15 protein-coding genes and 4 pseudogenes are annotated in these 24737 nt (G+C 37.5%); 12 read left to right on the plus strand and 7 right to left on the minus strand.

What is annotated here, in order from left to right; genetic code table 11:
- Positions 1–207 precede the first annotated feature (207 nt).
- A pseudogene (locus FJQ98_RS27520) lies at positions 208–483 on the plus strand (FAD/NAD(P)-binding protein); the annotation flags it as partial.
- On the opposite strand, the gene FJQ98_RS08905 reads toward FJQ98_RS27520, so the two are convergent.
- The 4 genes from FJQ98_RS08905 to FJQ98_RS08920 form a co-directional block, all read right to left on the minus strand.
- Positions 445–1548: a HAMP domain-containing sensor histidine kinase gene (locus FJQ98_RS08905; protein WP_053595336.1), complete on the minus strand. Its 1104-nt coding sequence runs from the start codon at positions 1546–1548 to the stop codon at positions 445–447. The pseudogene FJQ98_RS27520 and the gene FJQ98_RS08905 sit on opposite strands and share 39 nt — an antisense overlap.
- Positions 1545–2222 carry a response regulator transcription factor gene (locus tag FJQ98_RS08910; protein WP_053595341.1) on the minus strand — a complete coding sequence of 226 codons (678 nt, stop codon included), beginning with the start codon at positions 2220–2222 and terminating at the stop codon, positions 1545–1547. The genes FJQ98_RS08905 and FJQ98_RS08910 overlap by 4 nt, the downstream gene beginning before the upstream one ends.
- A gap of 17 nt (positions 2223–2239) precedes the next feature.
- Positions 2240–3994: an ABC transporter ATP-binding protein gene (locus FJQ98_RS08915; protein ID WP_053595337.1), complete on the minus strand. Its 1755-nt coding sequence runs from the start codon at positions 3992–3994 to the stop codon at positions 2240–2242.
- 281 nt (positions 3995–4275) lie between these two features.
- A complete protein-coding gene (locus FJQ98_RS08920) occupies positions 4276–5451 on the minus strand; it encodes an MFS transporter (protein ID WP_053595338.1) in 1176 nt (391 codons plus the stop codon).
- A 125-nt stretch (positions 5452–5576) separates the two neighbouring features.
- On the opposite strand from FJQ98_RS08920, the gene FJQ98_RS08925 reads away from it, so the two are divergent.
- The 3 genes and pseudogenes from FJQ98_RS08925 to FJQ98_RS08935 form a co-directional block, all read left to right on the plus strand.
- On the plus strand, positions 5577–6455 hold the full coding sequence (locus FJQ98_RS08925) for a LysR family transcriptional regulator (RefSeq protein ID WP_053595339.1): 879 nt from the start codon (positions 5577–5579) through the stop codon (positions 6453–6455).
- 915 nt (positions 6456–7370) lie between these two features.
- Entirely contained in the window at positions 7371–8876 is a 1506-nt protein-coding gene (locus tag FJQ98_RS08930; RefSeq protein ID WP_201406678.1) for a hypothetical protein, read from the plus strand.
- Between the two features lie 204 nt (positions 8877–9080).
- Positions 9081–10238, plus strand: a pseudogene (locus tag FJQ98_RS08935) (MFS transporter); the annotation flags it as partial.
- A 1012-nt stretch (positions 10239–11250) separates the two neighbouring features.
- Here the strand turns inward: FJQ98_RS08935 and FJQ98_RS08940 are convergent.
- A pseudogene (locus FJQ98_RS08940) lies at positions 11251–12828 on the minus strand (multicopper oxidase family protein); the annotation flags it as partial.
- 1002 nt (positions 12829–13830) lie between these two features.
- Between FJQ98_RS08940 and FJQ98_RS27410 the strand changes: the two are divergent.
- The 7 genes and pseudogenes from FJQ98_RS27410 to FJQ98_RS08975 all read left to right on the plus strand — a co-directional run bounded on the left by FJQ98_RS27410 (position 13831) and on the right by FJQ98_RS08975 (position 20156).
- A pseudogene (locus tag FJQ98_RS27410) lies at positions 13831–14877 on the plus strand (tetratricopeptide repeat-containing diguanylate cyclase).
- Between the two features lie 319 nt (positions 14878–15196).
- On the plus strand, positions 15197–15679 hold the full coding sequence (locus tag FJQ98_RS08950; protein WP_053593782.1) for a cell wall elongation regulator TseB-like domain-containing protein: 483 nt from the start codon (positions 15197–15199) through the stop codon (positions 15677–15679).
- A gap of 16 nt (positions 15680–15695) precedes the next feature.
- The gene (locus FJQ98_RS08955) at positions 15696–16889 is read left to right on the plus strand and encodes a pyridoxal phosphate-dependent aminotransferase (protein ID WP_053593781.1); all 1194 of its coding nucleotides are present in this window, start codon (positions 15696–15698) and stop codon (positions 16887–16889) included.
- A 28-nt stretch (positions 16890–16917) separates the two neighbouring features.
- Positions 16918–18213, plus strand: coding sequence for an asparagine--tRNA ligase (asnS, locus tag FJQ98_RS08960; protein WP_053593780.1), 1296 nt, complete (start codon positions 16918–16920; stop codon positions 18211–18213).
- Between the two features lie 228 nt (positions 18214–18441).
- Positions 18442–19170, plus strand: coding sequence for a DnaD domain-containing protein (locus tag FJQ98_RS08965; protein ID WP_053593779.1), 729 nt, complete (start codon positions 18442–18444; stop codon positions 19168–19170).
- A 12-nt stretch (positions 19171–19182) separates the two neighbouring features.
- On the plus strand, positions 19183–19845 hold the full coding sequence (gene nth, locus FJQ98_RS08970; protein ID WP_053593778.1) for an endonuclease III: 663 nt from the start codon (positions 19183–19185) through the stop codon (positions 19843–19845).
- Positions 19842–20156, plus strand: coding sequence for a YpoC family protein (locus tag FJQ98_RS08975; RefSeq protein ID WP_053593777.1), 315 nt, complete (start codon positions 19842–19844; stop codon positions 20154–20156). The genes nth and FJQ98_RS08975 overlap by 4 nt, the downstream gene beginning before the upstream one ends.
- A 70-nt stretch (positions 20157–20226) precedes the next feature.
- Here the strand turns inward: FJQ98_RS08975 and FJQ98_RS08980 are convergent, their stop codons facing one another.
- Both FJQ98_RS08980 and recU read right to left on the minus strand, forming a co-directional pair.
- Positions 20227–22923 carry a penicillin-binding protein 1A gene (locus FJQ98_RS08980; RefSeq protein ID WP_053593776.1) on the minus strand — a complete coding sequence of 899 codons (2697 nt, stop codon included), beginning with the start codon at positions 22921–22923 and terminating at the stop codon, positions 20227–20229.
- Positions 22920–23570 carry a Holliday junction resolvase RecU gene (gene recU / locus FJQ98_RS08985; RefSeq protein ID WP_201406679.1) on the minus strand — a complete coding sequence of 217 codons (651 nt, stop codon included), beginning with the start codon at positions 23568–23570 and terminating at the stop codon, positions 22920–22922. Before recU ends, FJQ98_RS08980 begins: the two co-directional genes overlap by 4 nt.
- Positions 23571–23997: 427 nt before the next feature.
- Here recU and FJQ98_RS08990 point away from each other — a divergent pair, with 427 nt between their 5' ends.
- Positions 23998–24192: a hypothetical protein gene (locus FJQ98_RS08990; RefSeq protein WP_053593774.1), complete on the plus strand. Its 195-nt coding sequence runs from the start codon at positions 23998–24000 to the stop codon at positions 24190–24192.
- Positions 24193–24737 lie beyond the last annotated feature (545 nt).

Genomic DNA, 24737 nt, shown 5'->3' on the forward strand with positions numbered 1-24737 from the left:
TTACCAAAATTATAATTAATTATAATTCTAACTAAAATCTTAAATAATCTGTATTTTCTATATTTATTTAATATTTAGATATTTGATAATGTTATTACGGACTAACAATTTAGTCAAGATATAGAATTTCAGTATTATATTCACATATATAATTATTTGAAAAAATTTTTGAAAAATAGTATTTTTTGTTAAAAAATTAAATTGGCTGTGGTAGGCGGCGGGGCTAGTTGCATTGCTTTTGTCTACTCACTTGAAAGAAAACTAAGAAAAAATGTAGATAATTTAAAGTTAATAATTGATATTTACGAACCGAACGAAGATCTAGGGAGAGGGAATGCCTATTTACGTGAACCTGAATTTATTCGTTTAAATCGACCGCCAGAAAATATGTCTATAGATGTAAACGACCCAACCCATTTTTTAGATTGGATTAAAAACCGACCTTTAATTTATAAAAAATATAAGGAAAGTGAATTTATTGCTAGAAAAATTTTTGGTGATTATCTGAAATCTGTTTTTGAGGATAAATGTTGTAAATTCAGCAAGCTTGCTTTCAACAGTAATGGTTCCGTTATGCATATCGATGATTTTCTTTACAATAGACAATCCTAAGCCACTTCCGCCATTCTCAGCTGTCCTTGATAGGTCAGCCTTATAAAATCGCTCGAATATATGCTTTTGTTGTTCCGGTGTTAAACCGATTCCGTTATCACGAATGACAATAGCGATCGTATCCATTTGTTTTGTCACTGATATTGTAATGGTGCCAGCAGCTGGCGTGAATTTAATGCTGTTGCTTAGTAAATTCATCCATACTTGATTCATTAAATCTTCATCAGCCATTAGCGAAATGTTTTCTAATTGCAAATCTATGTCGATGTTTTTTACTAGCCAATTTGGTTCCAGTGCTAGTACGACATTACGCAATTGCTTATCAAGTCGGTAATGCCTTGGCTCGAAGGGGTGGTGTTGTGATTCTAACGACGTTAGCTTTAGTAAATTGTCACTAATTTTTGATAGTCGATTACTTTCCATCTCAATGATTGTTAAATAATGCTGTCGCTTATCTTCAGGGAGGTCCATGTTTTTCAATGCTTTAGCAAAGCCATTAATAGTTGTTAGAGGCGACTGAATTTCATGAGATACATTCGAGATAAATTCTTGGCGCATTCTTTCCATTTCACCTAATTCAACTGCCATATGGTTGATGCCATGTATTAATTGACCAAATTGATCTTCATCTGTTTTCATATCTAATTTGACAGTAAAATCACCTTTAGCAATCCGGCTTAATGCATCTACAATCGTATTCCAATAGTTTCGTTGTTTATTTACTCCAATTAAAAAGAGGATAATAATAGAGCAAGCAAAGAGAACAAAAACACCAACTACGGTCCATAATTGAAGCCAGAAACCTTGTGGGTGTTTGCCTAACCAATCATAAATCCACGACGTTATGTGGAAGGAAATAAAAGCAAATATGATGTTACTGATAAGAAGAAGCATTAAAGTTAAAAAAAGCTTTAAAAAGAACTTTCGTCTTCTCATGGTTCCAGTTCCAATCGATAGCCAAGGCCACGAATTGTGCGAATAACAAACCCACTTGTTTCTTGTGGGAAACGTTGACGAAGTCTTTTAATGTGAACATCGACTGTACGTTCATCACCTTCATAGTCATATCCCCAAATTTCTTCAATTAGCTGTTCACGTGAAAAAGTTTTCCCCGCATAGCTTGCTAAAACAAACAATAGTTCAAATTCCTTTAAACGGAGTGTTAACGATTTACCATTATATACGACTTCATGTGTATTGCGATTTAACTTTACATTGCCAGCTTCCACAAGTTGAGATAGGGAAATACGGTATCTTTTAAGTATTGATTTAACACGGACGATGAGCTCTGCTGGCTCAAATGGTTTAACAAGGTAATCATCCGTTCCAAGATGAAAGCCCTTTACCTTTTGTGAAGTTTCTCCTTTTGCGGTTAGCATCAGGATAGGTAAATCATTATTAAAGGAACGTATCTCTTCGCATAATTCCCAGCCATTCATTTTCGGCATCATAATGTCCAATAGAACCATATCCACCTTATCAGAAGCTAATTTGGACAGTGCATCCACACCGTCCGTAGCCTCAATAACCTCTAATCCTTCATTTTGCAAAAATACTTTTACTAATTCTCGAATATGTGCATCATCATCTACAACTAAAATTGTCGTCATGCTAACAAATCCCTTCGTCATTCCTCTTTAATGCGTAGTTGTTGCTTGGCAAACTCTCGATACATTTCATGCGTCTCAAAAAGCGTATCATGTGTGCCGCTACCCGTAATATGTCCTTTCTCTACAAAAAGTATTTGATCGGCATCTACTACTGTTGAGAGTCGGTGGGCAATCACGAGAGTTGTTCTACCTTGCATTAAATTATCCAATGCTTTTTGAACATAGATCTCTGATTTACTATCCAAACTTGACGTTGCCTCATCAAGCATTAATATTTGAGGGTTTCGTAATAGTGCTCTGGCGATGGAAATTCGTTGTCGTTGACCGCCAGAAAGCTTAATGCCTCGTTCTCCGACTTCTGTCTCAAATTGATCTGGCAGTTCGTTGATAAATTGATCGGCATAGGCCATTTTGGCAACTCTTTCAAGTTCTTCATCCTGTACCTCTCTATCAATGCCATAGCAAATATTTTCACGAATCGTACCAGATAGCAGTGCGCTCTCCTGAGCAACATAGCCGATTTGGCTTCTCCAAGAATGTAGGGAGTATGTGTCGATAGGGGTATCTCCGAGTGTAATACTTCCGTTAGTAGGCTGATAATATCTCTCTAACAGAGAAAATGTTGTTGTTTTTCCTCCGCCACTAGGTCCAACGATGGCCGTAACTTTACCTGGTTCAATTGTGAAATTGATATTCGATAAAATCAGTTCTTCTCCATAAGCAAAGTCAACATTTTTTACATAAATCGGCTGATCCACTTTTTCTAACGTTTTTCCTTCGAAAATATTTTCCTCTTTATGCTCAAGTAATGCACTGATTCGCTCTGTAGCACCCATCGCTTTTTGTAGCTGTGTAAAGAACATCGTTAATTGGGTCATCGGCATGATGATTTGGATTAAATATAAAATAAATGCCACCATGTCGCCAGCTGTAAGCTCTCCTGAAGAAACTCGTACACCACCATAACCAATAATGGCCACAAGGACTGACATTAATACAAACGAAACAAGCGGCGAAATAAGTGCATGGATTTTAGCTTCTTTTAAGCCAAACTTAAAGAGGTTGGTAATTCCTTTTTTGCCACGATCATATTCTATATTCTCGGCATTTGAAGCCTTTACTAATCGTGTTTCAGGTAAAACTTGATTTAGCACTGCCGTAAATTTTGCCGTCTCATCTTGCATTCCTTTTGAAATGACAAACATACGTCTTCCTAACAGCATCAAAATAACCATAGCAAGCGGAACAGCAATCAGCATCACTAAAGTCATTTTCCAATCTAAGATTAATAGAATGATGACTGATCCAATAATAGAAATAACACCTGATAAACAGTTTGCAAGATGCTCTGTAATAAGTTCCTTGACAACAGCTGTGTCATTTGTAACACGACTTAATGTTTCACCTGTATCATTCTCATCATAATAAGGAATTGGTAAATGAAGTAGCTTTCTCCAAAGCCGTTCTCTTAAATTCGCGACAACATGATGTCCGACACGATTTAAATAATAAATAGAAAGCCCGCTCGCGATTGCCTGCGCGATAAAAGCAATACCTAATAAAATAATTTGCCAATAATCAAGGGATTCTAATGAAAAGCCGTCCACTAATTTTTTCGTAAATAACGGAACGATAAATCCAACACCGGTCGTTGCTAAACTCATAATTAATGAGATTATTAAAAGCCATATCGGTGGTTCAGCTTGTTTGACTAAACGAACAAAGCGCCGCCAATCCTTTAGTTTTGTGTTATCTTTTGATGCCTCCTGCAAAGTAAATCCTCCTTCAATTTCATCAACAATAAAATATGAATCTTATATGTTACTAACTATAGCATGCCTATATGAACTGAATATGAAATGAGGTGGGATGAGATGAGATGATAAGGAAAAGGTTACTCAAATTTCTGAGTAACCTTTTTGTGTGTCTATAGTGTGCTTATTCAAGAGCATTTTAAAGTTCAGCGCAAGAAAAGAAGTATGGTATAAGATAAACTGCACGTAAAAGCCCGATTGGTGAAGACTAATAATCAGTATGGGGAGGGGATTAAGTTTCACTTTATTTGCTGGTGCTTCTGATTACCAAGTTTAATCTGAATGAGGATCATGGCAATGACGATGACCACCATGCCAATAATTGCGGCTGTAAAGTTACCTGTATAATCTCGTACAAGACCAACAAATAATGGGCCAAGTGCGGCAAAAACGAAGCCAACCGATTGAGTCATAGCTGCCAAGATACTTGCTTCCTTGATGTTTTTGGCTTCGTCAATTGGTAATGTTAATCCTAATGAGAATAAGCCACCTGCACCGATGCCAATGAGAAGACTGCTTAGCCAAGGGTTAACGGAAAATAGTAGCAAAAATAGGCCGATTAATTCTAACGATGAACAACCCACTAACCATACAGCTCTATGCTGTAAACGATTATTTAAAATCGGTACTAAAAAAGTTGCAGGCATTTGGGCAACCGTTAATAGTGTCAACATCATGCCAGCCTGTTGTTTACTATAGCCCATATCTTCTACTATAGGTGGCAACCAAGCCATGATTGTATAAAACATGAAAGCCATTAAGCCAAAAAAAACAGTTAGTAGCCAAGCTTTTTGATCTGTTAAAAGTTGCTTTAAATTATTATCAGCGCTTGAAGTATCTGAGACAGTGTTAGTGACTGGCATTTTCTCAATTGGTTTCCACCAAAAGAAAACAGCGATGACAGCAAGAATAGCCCATGATGCAGCAGATGCTTGCCATGTATGAAAAAGGGAGCTTAAAGGTATGGAAAGCCCTGAGCCAAGTGAAGCGCCTACAACTAATGCTAACGAATAAATGCCGACAACACGGGAAGGATTCGTGAAATTTTGTTTAATAAATCCTGATAGTAAAGGTCCTGCAATAGCGATGCCAATTCCAGCAAGAAAGGCTGTTAACAGCATTACCCATGCATAGTAGGCAAAAAATCTTGCAGCTGTTGCCAGTCCAATAAGAATAAGTGAGTAAGCAATGGCTCGTTCGATGCTAAAGCGATTGGCAAGTTTTATGGCAAAAGGTGCAAATAGGCCCATGCATAGTACCGCTAATGAGGTTAATAAACTGGAAGAAGCGGCACTCATGTGTAATGACTCCCGAATGGTTCCTAACAAAGGTGAAACGGAAGTTATCGCGGGTCGTAAATTAAAGGAAGTTAAAATTATAGCAATAATTGGTATAATCGTATGTTTTACATTCATTCTCTTTCAACTCCATCTATAGCTAATAATAATTACAAATTGAAGTCTATAACAATACAAATGATTGAACAATACTATTATTACTATTATGATGATAGCTACAAACTATGATAGGTCGTGATATATTGGAAATTCGTCATCTTCACTATTTTATGGCTGTTTGTGAGGAGTTACATTTTACAAAAGCTGCTGAAAAACTTGGTATTTCCCAGCCGACTCTAAGTCAGCAAATTCGTGTGCTTGAAGACGAAGTTGGTATGCCACTGTTTGATCGGATTGGCAAAAAAATTGTACTCACTGAGGCAGGCTCAGTGCTGTTAAGTTATGGAACAGAAATATTAGATACATTGCAAAATGTCAAAGACGCCATTAAAGATTTACAGAATATGAAAAGTGGTCATATAAGAATAGGAATTATGCCATCAGATTTAGACTATCGAATTACACAGCTTGTCATCGATTTTCACCAAAAGTTCCCAAAAGTTAAACTAAAGATTATGTCGTCCATCGAAATTGTGCGACAAGTTCTTGAAAATGAAGTTGATATTGGCATAGGCATTAACGTCCTACCAAATGACCGACTTGTTACGATTCCTTTATGTAGGGAGGAATACGTACTAACTGTATCGAAAGAGCATCCGATGGCAAATCGAGTAAGTATAAACATAGCAGATTTGAAAAATCTACCAGTGATTATGTATCCAGAAGGTTTTTTGGGGTGTAAAATTGTGGAGGAAACTGTAAAAAAACATGGTTTTCAATTAAATTGTGTGCTAGAGACATCTTCAATTACGTCGATCATTAATCTTGTTAAAGCGAACATAGGTGCAACTGTACAGCCCTATCCGTTAATTAAAGAGATGAATGATCCTACCTTGCATATCATACACATTCAAGACGACGCACCAAGCCGCAGTTTGTCGATTATTTACCGAGTAGATCGTTATGTAAGTCAAGCAACAAAAGCGTTAATTGAACAAATTGAAGTTTATTTTCAAGGCTAGTCCGAAAGAGGGCTGGCTTTTTCTAATGTTACAAATAGTGAACGCTCTGGGTAAGTAGATATACTGCACCAAGAGTATAGGAAAATAAATAAAAATAGAGGTTCCTTTTTTTTGGAGATATATCATATAATATTCGTAAACCGACAGTCGGTCTATATGGGTGGAGGTTCTGAATAGGCAATCGAACGATGCACTTTCATAACATAATTTTAGATCTGCAATGATTGGTTAATTTACCTACAAAGATTAGTCGCACTGGAAATTATGTATCAATTATCGTGGGTCTCTTGTTGCTAATAATGTCTTGGAGCGCGCAAATTGAGTGGCTCATTTGGTTAAGTACTATAAGTATTTTTAGTAATGTCCTTCTTCTTACAATACAAAAAAATAATTTATTTTCAGGCGTGTTGATTGGGGAAAAATAGGATTATTATTGAGCGATAATAGGATTTTTTGTTGCTAGTTTGCTAATATATTCCCATTTTAACTGATTGTAGCGTAGGGCTTCTCGACTCCCTCGGGAAAGCGAGTAGCCCGTAGCGGAGATCAGAGCCTTCTAATTAGGGTGGATAAAAATGGTTAATCAACACACCTGATTTATTTTCTTAGTCATTGTAATATACACATTCAAGATGGGCGTGAATGTGAGTTACTTTAATAATTCTCAAAGGAAGGGGTCTAATGAATGGAATCACAGATTAAAAGAAAAGGCTTTTCAAAAGATTTTATCCTTATGGTGATTGGACAAATTATTTCTATTTTAGGATCTGCTCTTTTAAGGTTTGCCTTATCACAGAAGTGAGCTTCAGGAAGCCCACTTCTTCAGAGGTGGGAGGAATGAAGTGCTTTTTCTTTATAGAACATATGTTTATATTGTATATTGTAAATAATCAAAAAAGAAAGGAGTGACGGGTAATGACGAAATGGAAGAAAGATTGTTTTATTATAGAACTCAAGTTACTTATAGATACATGGCAAAAGGATCTCCTATTAAAACGTTTTGAAATTGCCCGTACACTCTATAATACAACTTTGTCTTATGCAGTAAAACAATATACGTTCATGCAAGAATCAAAACACTATCGAAAACAATTACATAGCTATCAAAAAGCGAAAAAAACGAATGATTCAAAAGAATTGAAGCAGATCGCAAAAGAGTTAGATAACATTCGTCAATCTTTTGGATTAAGTGAATATCAACTGCATGCGTATATTAAAAAGCATCAACATAACTATAAAAAACATATAGATAGCAATACTTCTCAGAAAATCGCCTCTACTGTCTGGAAAGCGGTTCAAGATGTTCTATTTAAAGGGAGCAAAGCACACTTTAAACGGTACGGAATGTTTCATTCTGTAGAAGGGAAATCTAATAAAGCAGGCATTCGATTTAAAGAGAATAGTGTCTTTTGGAATGGATTAATCCTTCCTGTTCGTATTCGCAAACAAGATTTGTTTGTAAAAGAGTCCCTTGCTCTTCATACCATTAAATACTGTCGTCTAGTCAAAAAAGTGATTCGTGGAAAACATACTTTTTACGTACAACTTGTGATGGATGGGATTCCTCCTGCAAAGAGAATACCATCAACAGGAGCCTTTCGGCATTCCTATCAAAAACAAAAACGAGTAGGTATTGACATTGGTCCTTCTACCGTTGCGATTGTTTCAGAAGAAACGGTTTTCATCCAACAACTTGCTCCAGAAGTACCTTTATTGGAGAAACAAAAAAGACGTTTATTACGCAAGTTGGATAGAAGTCGTAGAAGTACCAATCCTAACAATTTCAAAAAGGATGGGACTATAAAACATGGCGTCAAACTCCGTTGGACATATAGTAAAAACTATCAAAAAACAAAAGAACAAGTTAAAGAATTATATAGAAAGAAAGCTTCCTACATCAAAGAAAAACATGGTGCGTTAGCAAATAAAATTTTGTCTCTTGGCGATGAGGTGTACATCGAAACCATGCATTTTAAAGGATTGGCAAAACGTACAAAAGAAATCAAAACAACTATACAGGGCAAAATCCAATCCAAAAAGCGTTTTGGAAAAAGCATTGGGAATCATGCCCCTGCCATGCTAGTGGAAATCATTCATCAAAAATTAGGTTACACAAAGCAAACTATACAGAAAGTGAATACGATAACCTTTCGAGCCAGTCAGTATAACCATGTGACGGATCGTTATGAAAAGAAAAAACTCCATCAACGTTGGAGTCAAATTGGAAGTCATCTCGTACAACGAGATTTATATAGTGCGTTTTTACTGATGAATAGTGATCCAAATTTACAACAACCTAATCAAGACTTATGCAATAAAACGTTTACTACCTTTTTAGAGTTACACAATCAACATATAGAAGACTTGAAACAAGTAAAGAAAACATTCCCTCTTAGCATGGGTATCCAACAAATCAAGTGAGGGGTATTCCTCCGTAGGTAGAGCTACCTGCCTTCGTTAAAACTTATTGCCAACACAACATCGGTTGTGTAAATAAGAAAGTCTTATGGAACAGAGGATAAATCAAAGATGTTGTACACAGGACATGGCAACACCATCTGTGGAGAGCTTTGTAACGCTTCTCTTAAGTATATAAGAACCCCACTGCTTTAGCTGTGGGAGTAGTCAGTTTATGTACTAGATATTACAGGGCGTGCAGATCTTTTTGCAGTATTATTTGCGATATCAAGTGTCCCAATTTTACTAGCACCGCTTGGAGGGGCTATTGCAGACAGGTTTAATCGACGCAATTTAATGGTGATTTTTGATTTTACTAGTAGCCTAATTGTTTTCATTTTCTTTGCAATGCTAGCAATTGGTAATAGTTCTATTTTGCTTATTGGTGTTGTGATGGTGCTGCTTTCTCTCGTTAGTGCTATGTATGCACCAGCAGTGATGGCCAGTATACCAGTACTTGTAGAAGAGGAAAAGCTTGAGCAAGCAAATGGGATTGTTAATGGTATTCAATCATTGTCTAGTGTAGCGGCTCCTGTACTAGGAGGAATACTATACGGTATGGTTGGCTTAAAATTGCTGGTCATAGTGAGTGGAGTGTTCTTTTTCCTATCTGCCTTATTAGAGATGTTTATTCATATACCATTTATGCAACGAGAACAGAACGAACATATTATTCCGACACTTGTGAATGATTTGAAAGAGGGCTTTAGCTATGTTGTAAAGCAATCTTTTATATTCAAATGTATGATTTTAGCTGCCTTATTAAACTTATTATTAACACCACTGTTTGTCGTGGGTGTACCGATTATTCTTCGTGTCACAATGCAAAGTAGCGATACACTATATGGGGTAGGGATGGGGTTAATCGATTTCGCTACGATCTTAGGCGCTTTATCTATGGGGTATTTTGCGAAAAAAATGGGTATCAATAATTTGTATGTTTGGATTTTCATCACTGCTTTATTGATTGTTCCAATGGCAATATCGGTTACGCCTCTCATGCTTAATATGGGCTATTATCCATCTTATACTGTATTTGTTGGTAGCGCACTTCTAATAGCTATGATTATGATGATTATTTCCATTTACGTTATTACAGTTGTTCAAAAAGAAACGCCTAATGAAAACTTAGGTAAGGTCATGGCGATTATCATTGCCGCTTCACAATGTATGGCACCAATTGGGCAAATATTGTATGGGCTGTTATTCGAAGCATTTAGTGTTAAAATCTATGTTCCTATTTTATTGATAAGTGTTGTTATGGTAGTGATGGCAATTGCAACAAAAAGGATTCTACGATTTAAAAAGAGCGAGATAGCAAAATAATTCACCTTTTATAATTACGCCAAGGCGAAATTGATTGTCGTGAATACAAAATAAATTAGATAATGACCATCAATTCTGATGTCTAAACTTTAAGTCCCTCCGTAAAAGGGGCTTTTTTAGATAGATTGTCTGGACATTTTTATTAGTTGCCAAAAACATGGATGAAAGCAATAGGTTCAAGTTCCACGAAGATGCAAGGGGCACAGGATGACGCTGAATTTAAGGAAACAGGGAGTACATGGATGACTAAAGTGATTTGCTATTCATTCCATACAGTGACTGATGGGGAGGATGAATTCAATTTTCTATGCATAAAAAGATAGAAAAAATGACAAAAGGCATCGATAAATTCACTTTCGATGCCTTTTGTCTAAAGGGGGTTTTATAAATGTAACTAGAACCATCTTCTCCGACGCCTATTAGATATTCTTTGTCGAGGTTGAAACTCAGTAGACAGGAAGATTGGCTGAGGAATACTTTCAAAATCAGTAACTTCATGAACAATTTTATGTTTCGTGTCGTCTTCTAAATCAGATGCATGAGAGGGTTCTACTTTTTCTTCAGTTGAGCGAGTGATGTTTGAAGTATTGTTCAAGAGTGGTGTAGTTGACAGATTAAGTTCTACCTTATCTTCTAAATTAGAAACATAAGAGGATTCTGCTTGTTCTTCAGTTGAGCGAGTAATGTTTTGAGTATTGTTCAAAAGTGGTGTAGTCGACAGATTATATTCTACCTCGTTTTTTAAATTAGAAACATGAGAGGACTCTACTTGTTCTTCAGTTGAGCGAATATTGTTTTGAGTATTGTTCATGAATGGTGTAGTTTGTTGAATATTTTCCATCTTGTCTTCTAAATCAGATGTTTGCAAAGAAACATGAGAGGACTCTACTTTTCCTTCAGAAGAGCGAGTAATGTTTTGAGTACTGTACAAAAGTGGTGTCGTTTGCTGATTATTTCTCGTAATAGTAATAGTGTCATGATTCTGAGCTGGCGAATGCTCTATTGCATTATGAATTTCAGCATGTGGCTGTTGCACAGGGTGAACGTCCTTCATTACGAGTATTGGTCGCATCATGTCGTGATCTTCATGCTCGAGGAAATGGCAATGCCACATGTAATGACCGACATGATCTTTCCAGTGCATAATAATTTTCGTAACCTTCCCTGCTTCCGATTTTACGGTATCCTTCCAACCTTGCTCATAGTCATGCGGTTCTTCAGCAGGACCTGTAAATTCCAGCCGACCTTCATTTTGATATAGCTCCATATCGAAAGGGCGTCGTTCTAGTATTTTAAATTGAATTAAATGCAGATGAATAGGGTGAATAAACTGTGTAGCATTAATAAAATTCCATATTTCTATACTATCAAGTGCAGGCTTTTCGGTAGCAGGGTCATGATACATACGATTATTTAATAATAACATTGGTCGACCAAAATCATCTGTCGTAGCAGTTAATGGTAAATGTCTCTCGATATGTGCATCATGTGGATGTATATCCATTGAAACAGCGAGTCTTTCTGGTATTTCACTAGTATCCTCACATTTTAGAGGAAGACAAACTTTAAACTGCATGATTACTCTTGTATGCTCATCTATGAAATCTTCATCAGAATTGACTAACGTTATTTCCTGACCTTCATATTTTGAAAAATCGATAATGACATCTGTTCGTTCTGCCGGCAATAACTCCACAGATTGAATTTCTTGAGGTGCTGTTAAAAAGCCCCCGTCTGTTCCGATTTGAATCATAGGCTGCTCATTTGAAAGACTAATGATATAGCCTCTTCTATTGGAGCCATTGAGAAAACGAAATCTATATTTACGAGGTTCAACATTTAAATAAGGCCAGAGCTTTCCGTTTACGACGATAGTATTACCGACAAAGCCAGGTGTGATGGATGGATGTACGGTAACAGGGAATGGTGGTTCATCAGGATAAAAAAGAGAGCCGTCTTCATTAAACGATTTATCTTGAATTAAGATAGGGTACTCATAATCACCACAAGGTAGGTTAGAACGCTCCTCAAGTGTATCCCGAAGTAAATAAAAACCCGCTAATCCCGCATACACATTTAAACGAGTTAGCGCCATCGCATGATCATGATACCAGAGTGTTGTGCCCGGTTGATGATTGGTATATTCATGTATTTCTTTACTGAATTTTGGACCTGTTTGCGCATAATTTCTTGTATACCATGCCTCGGGATGACCGTCACTTTCCCAATCTACATTTGCGCCATGTAAATGTGTAACAGTTCTTACTTCCTTTGAATCGTTTGCCGCATGAAGTGTAAAATCGACGGGTAAGAAGTGCTTTAAGGGCAATTGGTTTGTATATCTAACATAAATGCTTTTGTCTTTTGTAGCTTCAATTGTCGGTCCGGGATAAAGCCCGTTATAGCCCCAAATGATTGATTTTGGGAAATCTTTATGGAAACAATGCTCTGCTTGCATCATTTTAAGTTCATAATAATCTTTTCTCTGTTGGCCCTTATAGTATTTAGGTTTCGCGGTAACCGGTTTTGGCAGATCATCCACAAATTTTGGTATTGTTGCTGGATCTGTAGGATTAATTTCTTTACTCAAAACATCACGTCCCTTTTCCAATTCTTAAAATCTTAATTACTTCATCATATGGGTAAAAGCAATAGGCAACGAGGACAATAATGTAGATAATTGTGCTAATATATAAAAAATATCGACATTTAACTTCTTTCAGCAAATGTCTTTTGTAACGTAAGTGAAACGGCAGTTACAAATGTTTTATGTAACGTAAGCGAGGCGTCAGCTACAGAAGTCTCCCACCTCTATGGGTGGTGAGATGAATGCGGATTTAAGTTACTTTTCAGCAGACATAATCTGCTAAGTTCGATATTCAAAGCAAGTGGGGGCTATCGATTAGTTAATTGCCAAAGGAAGCTTTAACGCCACGAGGTGAGATGAAAGCAGTCTTTCATCGTGATTAAGGAACAAGAGTTTTTTTGCAACAGCGGGGTGGGAGTGTTATTGCGTGTAGATACGCTATGTATACAAGGTGACAACATAGATGCAGTAAAGTTTGCTCGACTTGTCCATACATATGAGTAGCAGTTTGCGATAGCACCATCGATATAAAGATGATTTTGGTAATTTGAGGTAAGTAGTGGAAAACACGGACGAAGGAACAGACTTATCATATAATTGAAGTATTTGATACATGGTGCTTGGAGAAGTGGTGATACGTTGGAACTAACATTAGAACAATTAAATACAACAATTATGGAAATGAGAACAAAAGGTCTTTTAACAGATGCGTTGACCCTTGCTAAACAAGGGCTATTGGTTGCGGTAGAAAATCAAAATTATAGGCATGGGTTGGATTTGTATTATCAAAAAATATTAATTCATCATGCTCTTGGTGACACTTTAAGTATGGTGAGCCTTATTCGTGATTACGAAGCCTATTGCCAAAAATACGGTACAGCGAAAGATTTTATGCATTATTATTTAGTAATGTCTTTAATATATGATTTGGTCGGCGTCAGAGAAAAAACTGTGGAAATGACTAAAAAATCGATAGAATATGCAGTTGAACTAAATGATCTATTCATGCTAGTTCGTTGCCATATTAATCTATGCTATCTTGAAGTCGAGAAGGGCTGCAATGCTGAGGCACTCCGGGCTGGATTATTAGCAAGAGATTTTAATCAGGAATTATTTAAGAAACTACCTGAATTAGGAAGATTACAAGAAATCCGCATTAATAATAATTTGGCTGATGTTTATATTTTGGAGGGAGATTTTGAGACAGGCAAAACTCTACTAGATTGTACATTAAACTCGGACATTATTCATAACCATAGGCGTGAAAAGGTAGCAGCTTTGTTTGGTTATGGCTTTTTATTTGAGAAACAACAAAAGCTAGAAGAAGCAGTGAGCTATTACAAACAGTCGATAGAGCTTGCACAATCATATGGTGACAACGCGATAACTAAAAAAGTAATGCGTCTATTATTAAATGTCCTTTATGAATTGAATTGGCGAGATGAGATTTTTGAAGTGCAGCGTGTATACATCGAGCTTTCTGAGAAAATGAGCGCTGATAATTTACTACAGCAGGTGATGGATTTAGAATTTAATCGGCAGAAAGAGAAGCTTGTCTATGATCCTTTAACGGGCGTCTTAAATCGCCATTTCCTAGATTTTGAGCTGAATGAGTGGCTAAGAGTGGCAAGGATTAGCCAACAATTTGTTAGTGTAGTTATTCTAGATCTTGATTATTTTAAATTGTACAATGATACGCATGGTCATTTATTTGGCGATAGGGTATTACAAATTCTTGCAAATGGCTTACGGCAATTTTTAAGTGATGAGGATGCCGAGATTATTCGCTTCGGCGGGGATGAATTTATGATTATCATCCGCCATAAACAAAAAGAATATTTGCAGAGACTTGTCAAGGATATGCATGCCTATTTACTTACTTTAACAATTGACCAAAAAGATGAAAGCTACCCTTAAAAAGTGAGCATGGGCGTTTGTGTCAATGATCAGAAAAATTATCAATACGAGAATTTATTTGAGCAAGCAGATCGGTGCTTGTATCGTGCTAAAAATGACGGTCGTGAGAACTGTGTTATTTGTGAGCTATCATGAGTTTTAGCAGAAAATTTTAATGCCTATTTGCAGTGGTGAATAGGCATTTTTACTGTGAAAGGGTTGTCATTTTTTATGACTGAACTAAAAAGAAAAAATTACTACTCGAGTCATTTGAAAACGTTGTTTTATCAACGTAAAATATATGAAATTAAGAAACACGACAGCTCGAAATTGTTGTATAATGTTGTGGTATGAGGAAAGAAAGCAGGTTGACAAAAATGGAAAGCAAAATGAATGTATACGCAGTTATAAACACGCAAAAGCATCAGGCATTCGTGTTAAAGAATAAGCTAGATGTGAAACATAAGGTGAATATATGAAAAACTGGTTGATTTTCATTTCTGTCTTTATGGTTTCATTGTCACTTGTCATTAGTATTTTAGTACTTTGGAAAGCCGAGGCTCCGTTCCGTTCAATTGAAGATCAGGCTGAACAGTTGGCACTAGATGCCAAAGCCCTCGCAATTGTCTCGGAGTCCTACACATATAATGGCAAACATTCGTATGTCACTGTGTTCGGGGTAGATGAATATGGTGATAAAAAGGCTGTCTTTGTTCCGACGAATCTAGAAGCGGATTCAATTAAGGAAGTATTTTTGAAAGATGGTATTACGGAAAAGCAAGCATTATCGGTTTTTAAAAAAGAAGGAAATGTTCAAAAGGTCCTCAATATGAAATTAGGCTATGAGGAGCCTGGTGCTGTTTGGGAAATTACATACCTAAACGATCACGATAAGCTCAACTACGTCTATATTATGTTTAAGGACGGCGACTGGTGGACGCGCATTACGAATTTATAAGAGGAGTAGATCCCGTATGAAAAATTTATTAGCAAACCGAGTAAAAACTTTAACACCATCTTCAACTTTAGCAATTACTGCTAAAGCAAAAGAATTAAAAGAGCAAGGTATTGATGTTATTGGTTTAGGTGCCGGTGAACCAGACTTCAACACTCCACAAAATATTTTAAATGCTGCCATCGACTCGATGGAAAAAGGTTACACAAAGTATACTCCTGCTGGCGGTCTTCCAGTACTTAAGAACGCTATCATCGATAAACTGCAACGCGACAATAACCTTACATACAAGCCGAATGAGGTAATTGTAGGTGTTGGGGCAAAACATATTCTTTACACTTTATTCCAAGTTATTTTAAACGAGGGCGATGAAGTTATTATCCCAATTCCTTATTGGGTTTCTTATCCAGAGCAAGTAAAATTAGCAGGCGGTGTCCCTGTTCATGTTGAAGGTACACGTGAGCAAGGCTATAAAATTACTGCAGATCAATTAAGAGCTGCTGTGACAGATAAAACAAAAGCAGTTATTATTAACTCTCCTAGCAACCCATCAGGTATGATTTATTCTCGCGAGGAGCTAGCAGAACTAGCAGCAGTTGCAGAAGAAAAAGATATTTTAATCGTGTCAGATGAAATTTATGAGAAGCTTGTATACAATGGTATTGAGCATTTTTCAATTGCTGAAGTTTCTGATGCAGTGAAAGCACGTACAATTGTTGTAAATGGTGTTGCCAAATCTCACTCTATGACAGGCTGGCGTATCGGGTATGCTGCAGGAGATGCGGACATTATTAAACCAATGACTGACCTTGCATCACACTCTACATCAAACGCAACAACAACTGCACAATATGCTACAGTGGAAGCGTATAATGGTCCTCAAGACGCTGTAGAAGAAATGCGTCAAGCATTCGAATCTCGTCTTGAAAAAATCTATCCACAGCTAAGTGCAATTCCTGGCTTCAACGTATTAAAACCTCAGGGTGCATTCTACTTATTACCAGATGTAGCAGAAGCTATGGCTCATACTGGTTATGATTCAGTGGATGCATTCGCTGCGGATATTTTAACAGAAGCAAACGTAGCAGTGATCCCAGGCTCTGGCTTTGGTGCACCAACTACAATGCGATTATCTTATGCTACATCTTTAGAATTATTAGAAGAGGCAGTCCGTCGAATTGATACATTTGTAAAATCAAAATGGCAAGACTAATCCTTTTAACCAACTTTGGAGGATTTCTATGAAAAAAATTATGATTCAAGATATGCCAAAACATGTCGGCGAAACAATCAAGCTAGGTGCTTGGTTATCTAACAAACGATCAAGTGGTAAAATTGCCTTTTTACAACTACGTGATGGTTCTGGCTTTGTACAGGGCGTTGTTGTAAAAGAAGAAGTAGGCGAAGAAATTTTTGCAATTGCAAAAGGTATGACGCAAGAAACTTCCATGTACATTACAGGTGAGGTTAAAGCAGATGAGCGTTCAAGCTTTGGTTGTGAGCTTGTTGTAACTGGTATTGAAGTGCTTCATGCTGCAACTGATTTCCCTATTACGCCAAAAGAACATGGCCCTGAGTTTTTAATGGATAACCGTCATTTATGGCTACGCTCTCGTAAGCAACATGCTATCATGAAAATTCGTAACGAAATTATTCGCGCAACTTATGAGTTTCTTAATAACAGTGGCTTTACAAAAATGGACCCGCCAATTTTAACTGGTTCAGCTCCTGAAGGTACTTCTGAGCTATTCAATACAAAATATTTTGATGAAGATGCATACCTATCTCAATCTGGTCAGCTTTACTTGGAAGCGGCTGCGATGGCTTTAGGTAAAGTGTTCTCATTCGGTCCAACATTCCGTGCTGAAAAATCTAAAACACGCCGTCACTTAATCGAGTTTTGGATGATTGAGCTGGAAATGGCGTTTGTTGAATTTGAAGAAAACCTAGAAATGCAAGAACAATACGTGGAGCATATCGTGCAATCAGTTCTGGCAAATTGCAAATTAGATTTAGAGCGTCTTGGCCGTGATACATCTAAGCTTGAAAATATTAAAGCGCCATTCCCTCGTATTTCTTATGACGATGCCATTAAACTATTACACGAACAAGGATTTGACGATATTGAATGGGGTGATGATTTTGGGGCACCACATGAAACAGCAATTGCCAATTCATTTGACAAGCCTGTATTCATTACATGCTACCCAGTAGGTATCAAACCATTCTATATGCAACCGCATCCTGATCGCGATGACGTCGTATTATGTGCAGACCTAATCGCACCAGAAGGCTATGGTGAAATTATCGGTGGTTCAGAGCGTATCTATGACTACGATTTATTAAAATCACGTCTTGGAGAGCATAATTTACCATTAGATGCTTATGCATGGTACTTAGAGCTTCGTCAACATGGCTCTGTACCGCACTCAGGCTTCGGGCTAGGATTGGAACGTACGGTAGCATGGATTTCAGGTACTGAGCATATCCGTGAAACGATTCCATTCCCACGTTTGCTAAACCGCTTATATCCATAAGCAACAACTAGTTTGGCTTTATAAAGAGATACTTTAATTCTTCATCCCGCTGATTATTAGTCTTCACCAATCGGGCTTTTACGGGCAGTTATTCTCCCACCTAACTTCTTTGCTTTTGCAAATTTTGAGATGGGAATCATACTGCCATGTGGGATCAATTTAAAAGTCGCGTAGTGATATGTCTACGCGGCTTTTCTACTTACGATGGAAAAAGGAGTCAAGTATAATATGAGCACAAATAATAATCGACTCCGTACATGGACTGAGCAGAGAATGATTCAAATTCCTCAGCTATTTTTTCAGTTTTATAAGGAGTTAAATATAGAGGATGAAGAGGCGCTGATTGTCATGCATTTACTGGCGTTCCATATGGAGGGCAATGATTTTCCAACACCTAATGATCTGAAGAATCGTCTCACAATGCCTGACAATGACATTACTTCACGTCTACAGCGATTAATGCAAAAAGGCTTCCTTGAAATTACTAGCGACGTCGATACAAGTGGCAAGCTATATGAAAAATATTCGGTATACCCACTTTGGGAGCGTATTATGCAGATTATTGAAATGAAGGAGCATCAAAAATCAGCAGCAGCAGTTCGACAAGAAGAGGGTGAGATATTCCGATTATTTGAAGAGGAAATGGGACGTCTTTTATCTCCTTTAGAGCTAGAAAAAATCGGTTCTTGGTTAGATGAGGATAAGCACAGTCCAGCGCTTATTAAGGAAGCGCTGAAGGAGGCTGTGTTTGCTGGCAAGCTGAGTATTCGTTATATTGATCGAATATTGCTGGAGTGGAAAAAGAAAAATATAACGACACCACAGGCTGCACAAAAACAAAGTGAGAAGTTCCGTGAAAAACAAACTTTTAACAGACCGCCAGTCCGTACAATGCAACAAGAGACGCAGTCGACAAATAAAGTACCATTTTATAATTGGTTAGAAGAAAGAGAATAGGGGGCTTCCGGTATGTTAACAAAAAAACAATGGGAGCATTGTCTAGCGGAAATGGATCGTATGTTTCCTGATGCACATTGTGAGCTAGTGCATGACAATCCGTTTGAGCTAACTATTGCGACGTTATTATCAGCACAGTGTACGGATGTACTTGTAAATAAGGTAACGAAAACATTGTTTCAAAAGTATAAAAAGCCAGAAGATTATTTAGCTGTATCATTAGAGGAGCTGCAACAGGACATTCGCTCCATCGGCTTGTATCGAAATAAAGCGAAGAATATTCAAGCGCTATGTCAGCGACTGCTGGAAGAATACAACGGCGAAATACCAGCAAGTCGAGAAGCACTAGTCACACTGCCTGGTGTTGGTCGTAAAACCGCTAACGTTGTGCTGTCTGTAGCTTTCAATATTCCTGCGCTTGCAGTGGATACACATGTAGAACGCGTGTCTAAACGATTAGGGCTTTGTCGCTGGAAAGATTCAGTGCTAGAAGTTGAAGAAACGATTATGAAAAAAACACCGATGGACAAGTGGTCGAAAACACATCATCAACTAATTTTCTTCGGTCGTTATCATTGTAAAGCTCAAAATCCTAGCTGTCACACATGCCCTTTACTGAATGATTGTAGAGAAGGACAGAAGCGTTTGAAAAAAGGGCTGGTGAAGGAAGCATGAATGTAGAAGCAATCGCGAAGGATAAAATTGATGCTTGGTTTGAAGAGTGGACAGTACTAGAAGCTAACATTCATGCAGCTCATGATGCAAGGAATGGAGAAGCAAAAGGATTAATGGAAGAGGCAATTTTCTTGTTTGAACGTTTAGTGCAAGAAGCAGGCGATGAAGTATTGCCCATTAATGGTGTCGAACGATTGACCTTTATAAAAGCAAAGCCTAGCCAATATGCTTGTTATCGTCAGCTTGATGAATTATTTAAGGAAACAAAAAAGCGAGCAGCACGGCTACGCTTGCAGGCTGCAAAAAGCTAAGGTAGACGGATAGACCCAGCAAACTGAAAGAGATAAAAAAGCAGAGTAGCGTTACGCTACTCTGCTTTTTTTATTCAGTATTCTCGCCGTCCCCAGTCGGTGGTACTACGGGTTCAGTTGGTGTTGTTGGTGGCTGACTACCATTGTTGTTGCCATTGTTTCCGGGAGGGTTACCGTTATTTTCCGTATTGCCGTTGTTCTCATTCCCGTTATTGTTGCCATTTCCATTGTTGTTATTGTTATTATTGCCATTGTTTTCATTTCCGTTGCCGTTGTGATTACCGTTATTCTCGTTATTATCATCTTCATCAGGTGCTGTTGGTTCCTCAATATCAGGTTCATCTGGAGTATCTGGCTCTAAATCTTCATCAGCTATACCTGTTACCTGGAAGGAGGTTGTACCTGGTTTACTGCGTGTACCATCTACAACGGCTACGACAGAAATCGTGTAATTGCCATCTTCGAGTGTGTTGCTAACTGTTAAACCTTTACTTTCCGTTTTACCGAGTGGAATAGTCTCTCCACCTTCTCGTTTAGCGGATACCTCAAAGGTTGTTGGTAACGGTTCATCTGTTTCCGGATCAAGCATTGCATCATGCTCCCATGAAATATTGATAGATTCACCTTCTAGGTCAAGGCTTGCACTTACATTGTAAGGTGTAGAAAGTTCTGGCATTGCGTATTCATTTGAAACTTCTTTAGGCTCTGTCCCACGTACAAATAGCTCTGTTTGACGTTTCTCACTTGGAGTAAAGTTACTTGCTAATTTAAGTGGCTTCGATCCTACTTCAATTGTAGCTTCCACTACTGAACTTGGTTTTTTGAAGCGTGGTGTTTCAACGTTCGCCGAAATCTCTTCCATAATTTCTTTAAATAAATATTGTGGTAAACGACGCTCATCCCAAGTAGTAATTGGATCAAAATGTTTTTCATAACCACTCCAAATAGCGATTGAATAGTTTGTTGTGTACCCAGCAAACCATGAATCTGGTACACTTGTATCCGGTAAATTATGCTTGCTAAAATCAGCAGCTGCGTAGTTCGTTGTACCTGTTTTGCCTGCGATATCTAATCCAGGTACATTGGCGTAAGTACCTGATGCATCCGGCTTATTGCCGACAACATCACGTAACATATCTGTTACCATATAAGCTGTATAATCGCTCATTGCTACATTAGACTCTGGTGTGTAGTCTTTTGTTGTTTTACCGTCACGGTAAACGATTTTTGTAATTGAATAAGGATCAGTGTAAACACCATTATTTCCAAATGCTGCAAAAGAAGCAGCCATTTGCGTAGGAGACATCGTAATATCCCCACCACCGATCGCATCAGATTCATAAATATTTTTAGCATTAATACCTAAACGACCAATAAATTCTTTAGCTTTATCAATACCAACTTCTTGTAATGCTTTAACAGCTGGAACGTTACGTGAAGCATATAAAGCTTTACGTGCTGTTATAGCACCCATATATTTATTATCCCAATTCGTGATGTTTTGCTTCGAATTTGTGTATGTCATAGGTTCATCCACAAGTGTTTGACCTGTTGACCATTTTAAATTTTCGATTGCCGGTCCATAATCTATTAATGGTTTCATTGTTGAACCTGGTTGATGATGTAAGTCATATGCATAGCTCCAACCGCGTTCAGCCCCGTAATTGCGTCCGCCACCGATTGCTTGAATTTGACCAGTTTTCGTATCAATGACAGCCGCACCTGATTGAATGTTTTCTGTTGGGAAGTTACTGTCATCATTCATAATGTTTTCGACAATTTGTTGTGCTTTCGGATCAAGTGTTGTATAGACTTTAATACCTTCTGCCATTGCAGTACCATCACCGTTATCCTCTAGCTCATTAATAACGACATCAAGGAAGGCATCGTATTTAGAGCCAGCAAATTTTTGACGTGTCGCATCGTCAGCTAGACCAACTTGAACGTCTACTTTCTTTGCTTCCTCCATCTCAGCTTTTGTAATTTTACCGTGTTGATACATTAATCCTAGAACGGTATTACGACGTTTTTCTGCAAGTTCAGGATTTTTTAATGGATTGTAAGCATTTGGACGTTGGACTAAACCTGCAAGTAATGCTTCTTCAGCTAAATCTAAATCTTTTAGTTCTTTCCCGTAGAAATATTGGGCTGCTGTTCCGAAGCCATAAACACGACCTGACATTAGCATTTTGTTAAAGTACATTTCAAAAATTTCTTCTTTTGAATATTTACGTTCTAATTGGAAGGCTAGCCAAGCTTCTTGTGCCTTACGTTTTAATTTTTTCTCGTTTTGTAAAAATGAGTTTTTAACAACTTGCTGTGTTAATGTAGAGGCTCCTTGTGCCCCGAAGCCATCACGGAGGTTAGCAAGTACTGCCCCACCAAGACGATAAAAATCCATACCATGGTGCTTGAAAAAGCGCACATCTTCTGTTGCAAGGATTGCGTTAATCATATCCTCAGGTATGTCTTCATATTTTATATATTTACGGTTTTCTGCACCAATTGTTGCAAATCGATCACCATTTATATCATAGAACTCAGAAGAAACGGGATCTTTCAGTAAGTCTTCATCTAGTTCAGGTGCGGTACTTGCATAATAAGCGAATAACCCAGCACCTCCAATAAAACATGCAGCTACAATTGCTACAAGTGTTAGAGTAATGCGCTTGAACCATTTTTTCTTCGATGGTTTCGGAGCGCTTTTTTTATTTTTTTGAGCGAGAGCCTTTTGATGCTCACCGCGAGTTGGACGACGTTCAGTCATTCTACTATCTCCTCACTTTCAGAACCATGGCTTTTTGCTATAATGAGCTGTTGGATAATAGGTAAATAATCGATACGCGGATAATAGCTGTAGGGAATTTCAAAAGCTTCCTTTTCAATTGTTGAAAAGGGTATCGATTTACGATCACCGTTTTCCATCGCTAGCCAGGCCTTTTGTAAAACATCGTATGGCACAATAAAATATCGTTCAAAAGCTGAGAAACGAACGATAATAAAAGCCACACCATTTTGTTCCGTCACTTGCTGCATATGTGTCATTTGATGTAAGTGAATATTCTTTAGGGGAAAACTGGTCTTTGAAGCAGTTTCCTTTGCATCAAAATCAATATAATGCCCGTTCCAAACACCATTGTAATCTGTTGTCGAAGGCGTTCGGAAATAAGCCTCACGAATAACTGCAGCGCTTCGTGATGGGTACTCTACTTTGACGATTTGCACGGGAACAGGTTTCTTATGAATGATAGCAAGTCGTCTTTTTACATAATAGTCATTTGCTTCATTAATTTCATCTTCTAGTGTTTTCCCTCGATTACTAAAAGAAAAATCCTTGTCCTTTCCCTTTTTTGCTGTTTTTTGAACAGTTGGATTAGGGGAATACAATTTCCCGTTCGGATAACGAATTGTCACTTAGTTCACCCTCTATAATACTGCTATTATACAATAGTTTACCACGATTCAGTAGCAGTTCTCCACTTCCATCAATAGTATGATTATTGCTAGATTACTACTGGTTAAAATTACTGAAAAAATAACCGATTATTGGGCAATTTTCGCCTCTGAAAGTCGAAAAATATCATGTAATACAACTAGTTCTAACATTCGAATCGTCAAAAAAACCGATAAAATTTCCAGCTGCATTTTATGGAGAAACTGTTCTCTACATGAGCGCCTTTACTTGATAGACGATTTTGAAGACAATGTGCTTAATAGAATAGTTCAATTAAATTTTATCGAAATACTTCTTCTTTCAGCTAACTTACGCTTATTTTGTCATGCATGAAGGTGATTTTATACATGCGAAGAATACATAAGTAAAGCAAAAGGAGGCGTTATTTTGAACAAGTTAAAACAGTTAGTTGCGCAGTTGGATCTGGTCAATCAATTACTTTTAACGAGAGTGTCGTTGGAAAACAATGCACAGAGCATGCACTTTTTTATGCAGCTCAAATCTGTTAGCCAGAAAGTAAGCTTAGCAGAAAAGAACTGGCAAGTAAAGAATGCTTGTTCGCCTATAAGTAGTGAAAAATGATAGACTTTGGTACACTTATCTCATATGCAATATAAATAACTCAATATGAGTATTTTTCATACATTATTTACCACGATGAAGGGTGTGCCTTGAGATGAATGAAGGCATTTACAAATCATTTGAAGTATATTTGCTCATATAGCATAAATAATTTAGCAGACGATTTTTGGGTGGCACGAATTTTAAAATAGCTGTTTCGGAAAATTAACTTAAAATGATACTATGCGTTTATGCTCATATAGATGAATCTTCGTGGATGGAACCAACAGTTGAAATTCGAGCTTCTTTTTTAGAGGTAAAAGAAATTGTCAGCTAATTACGATAATATTTTAAGGATCATCACCAAAAGTTGGGAAGACATTTATGAAAATGTTTGCCATGTATATAGGTTGATTTTCGTTACGACTGGGCGACTTCTTGGAGATCAGCGTCAAAGTAGAGGAACGAAGGCTAAAAGCATCACGACCTGTGATAACGCCTTCGTGACCAACCTCCAGTTGCCCCAAGCGTCCAGTTGGAATGGAAATCAACCTCACGTTATGGTG

Origin of the sequence: Lysinibacillus agricola, from assembly GCF_016638705.1 — a bacterium.
GTDB classification, from domain to species: domain Bacteria; phylum Bacillota; class Bacilli; order Bacillales_A; family Planococcaceae; genus Lysinibacillus; species Lysinibacillus agricola.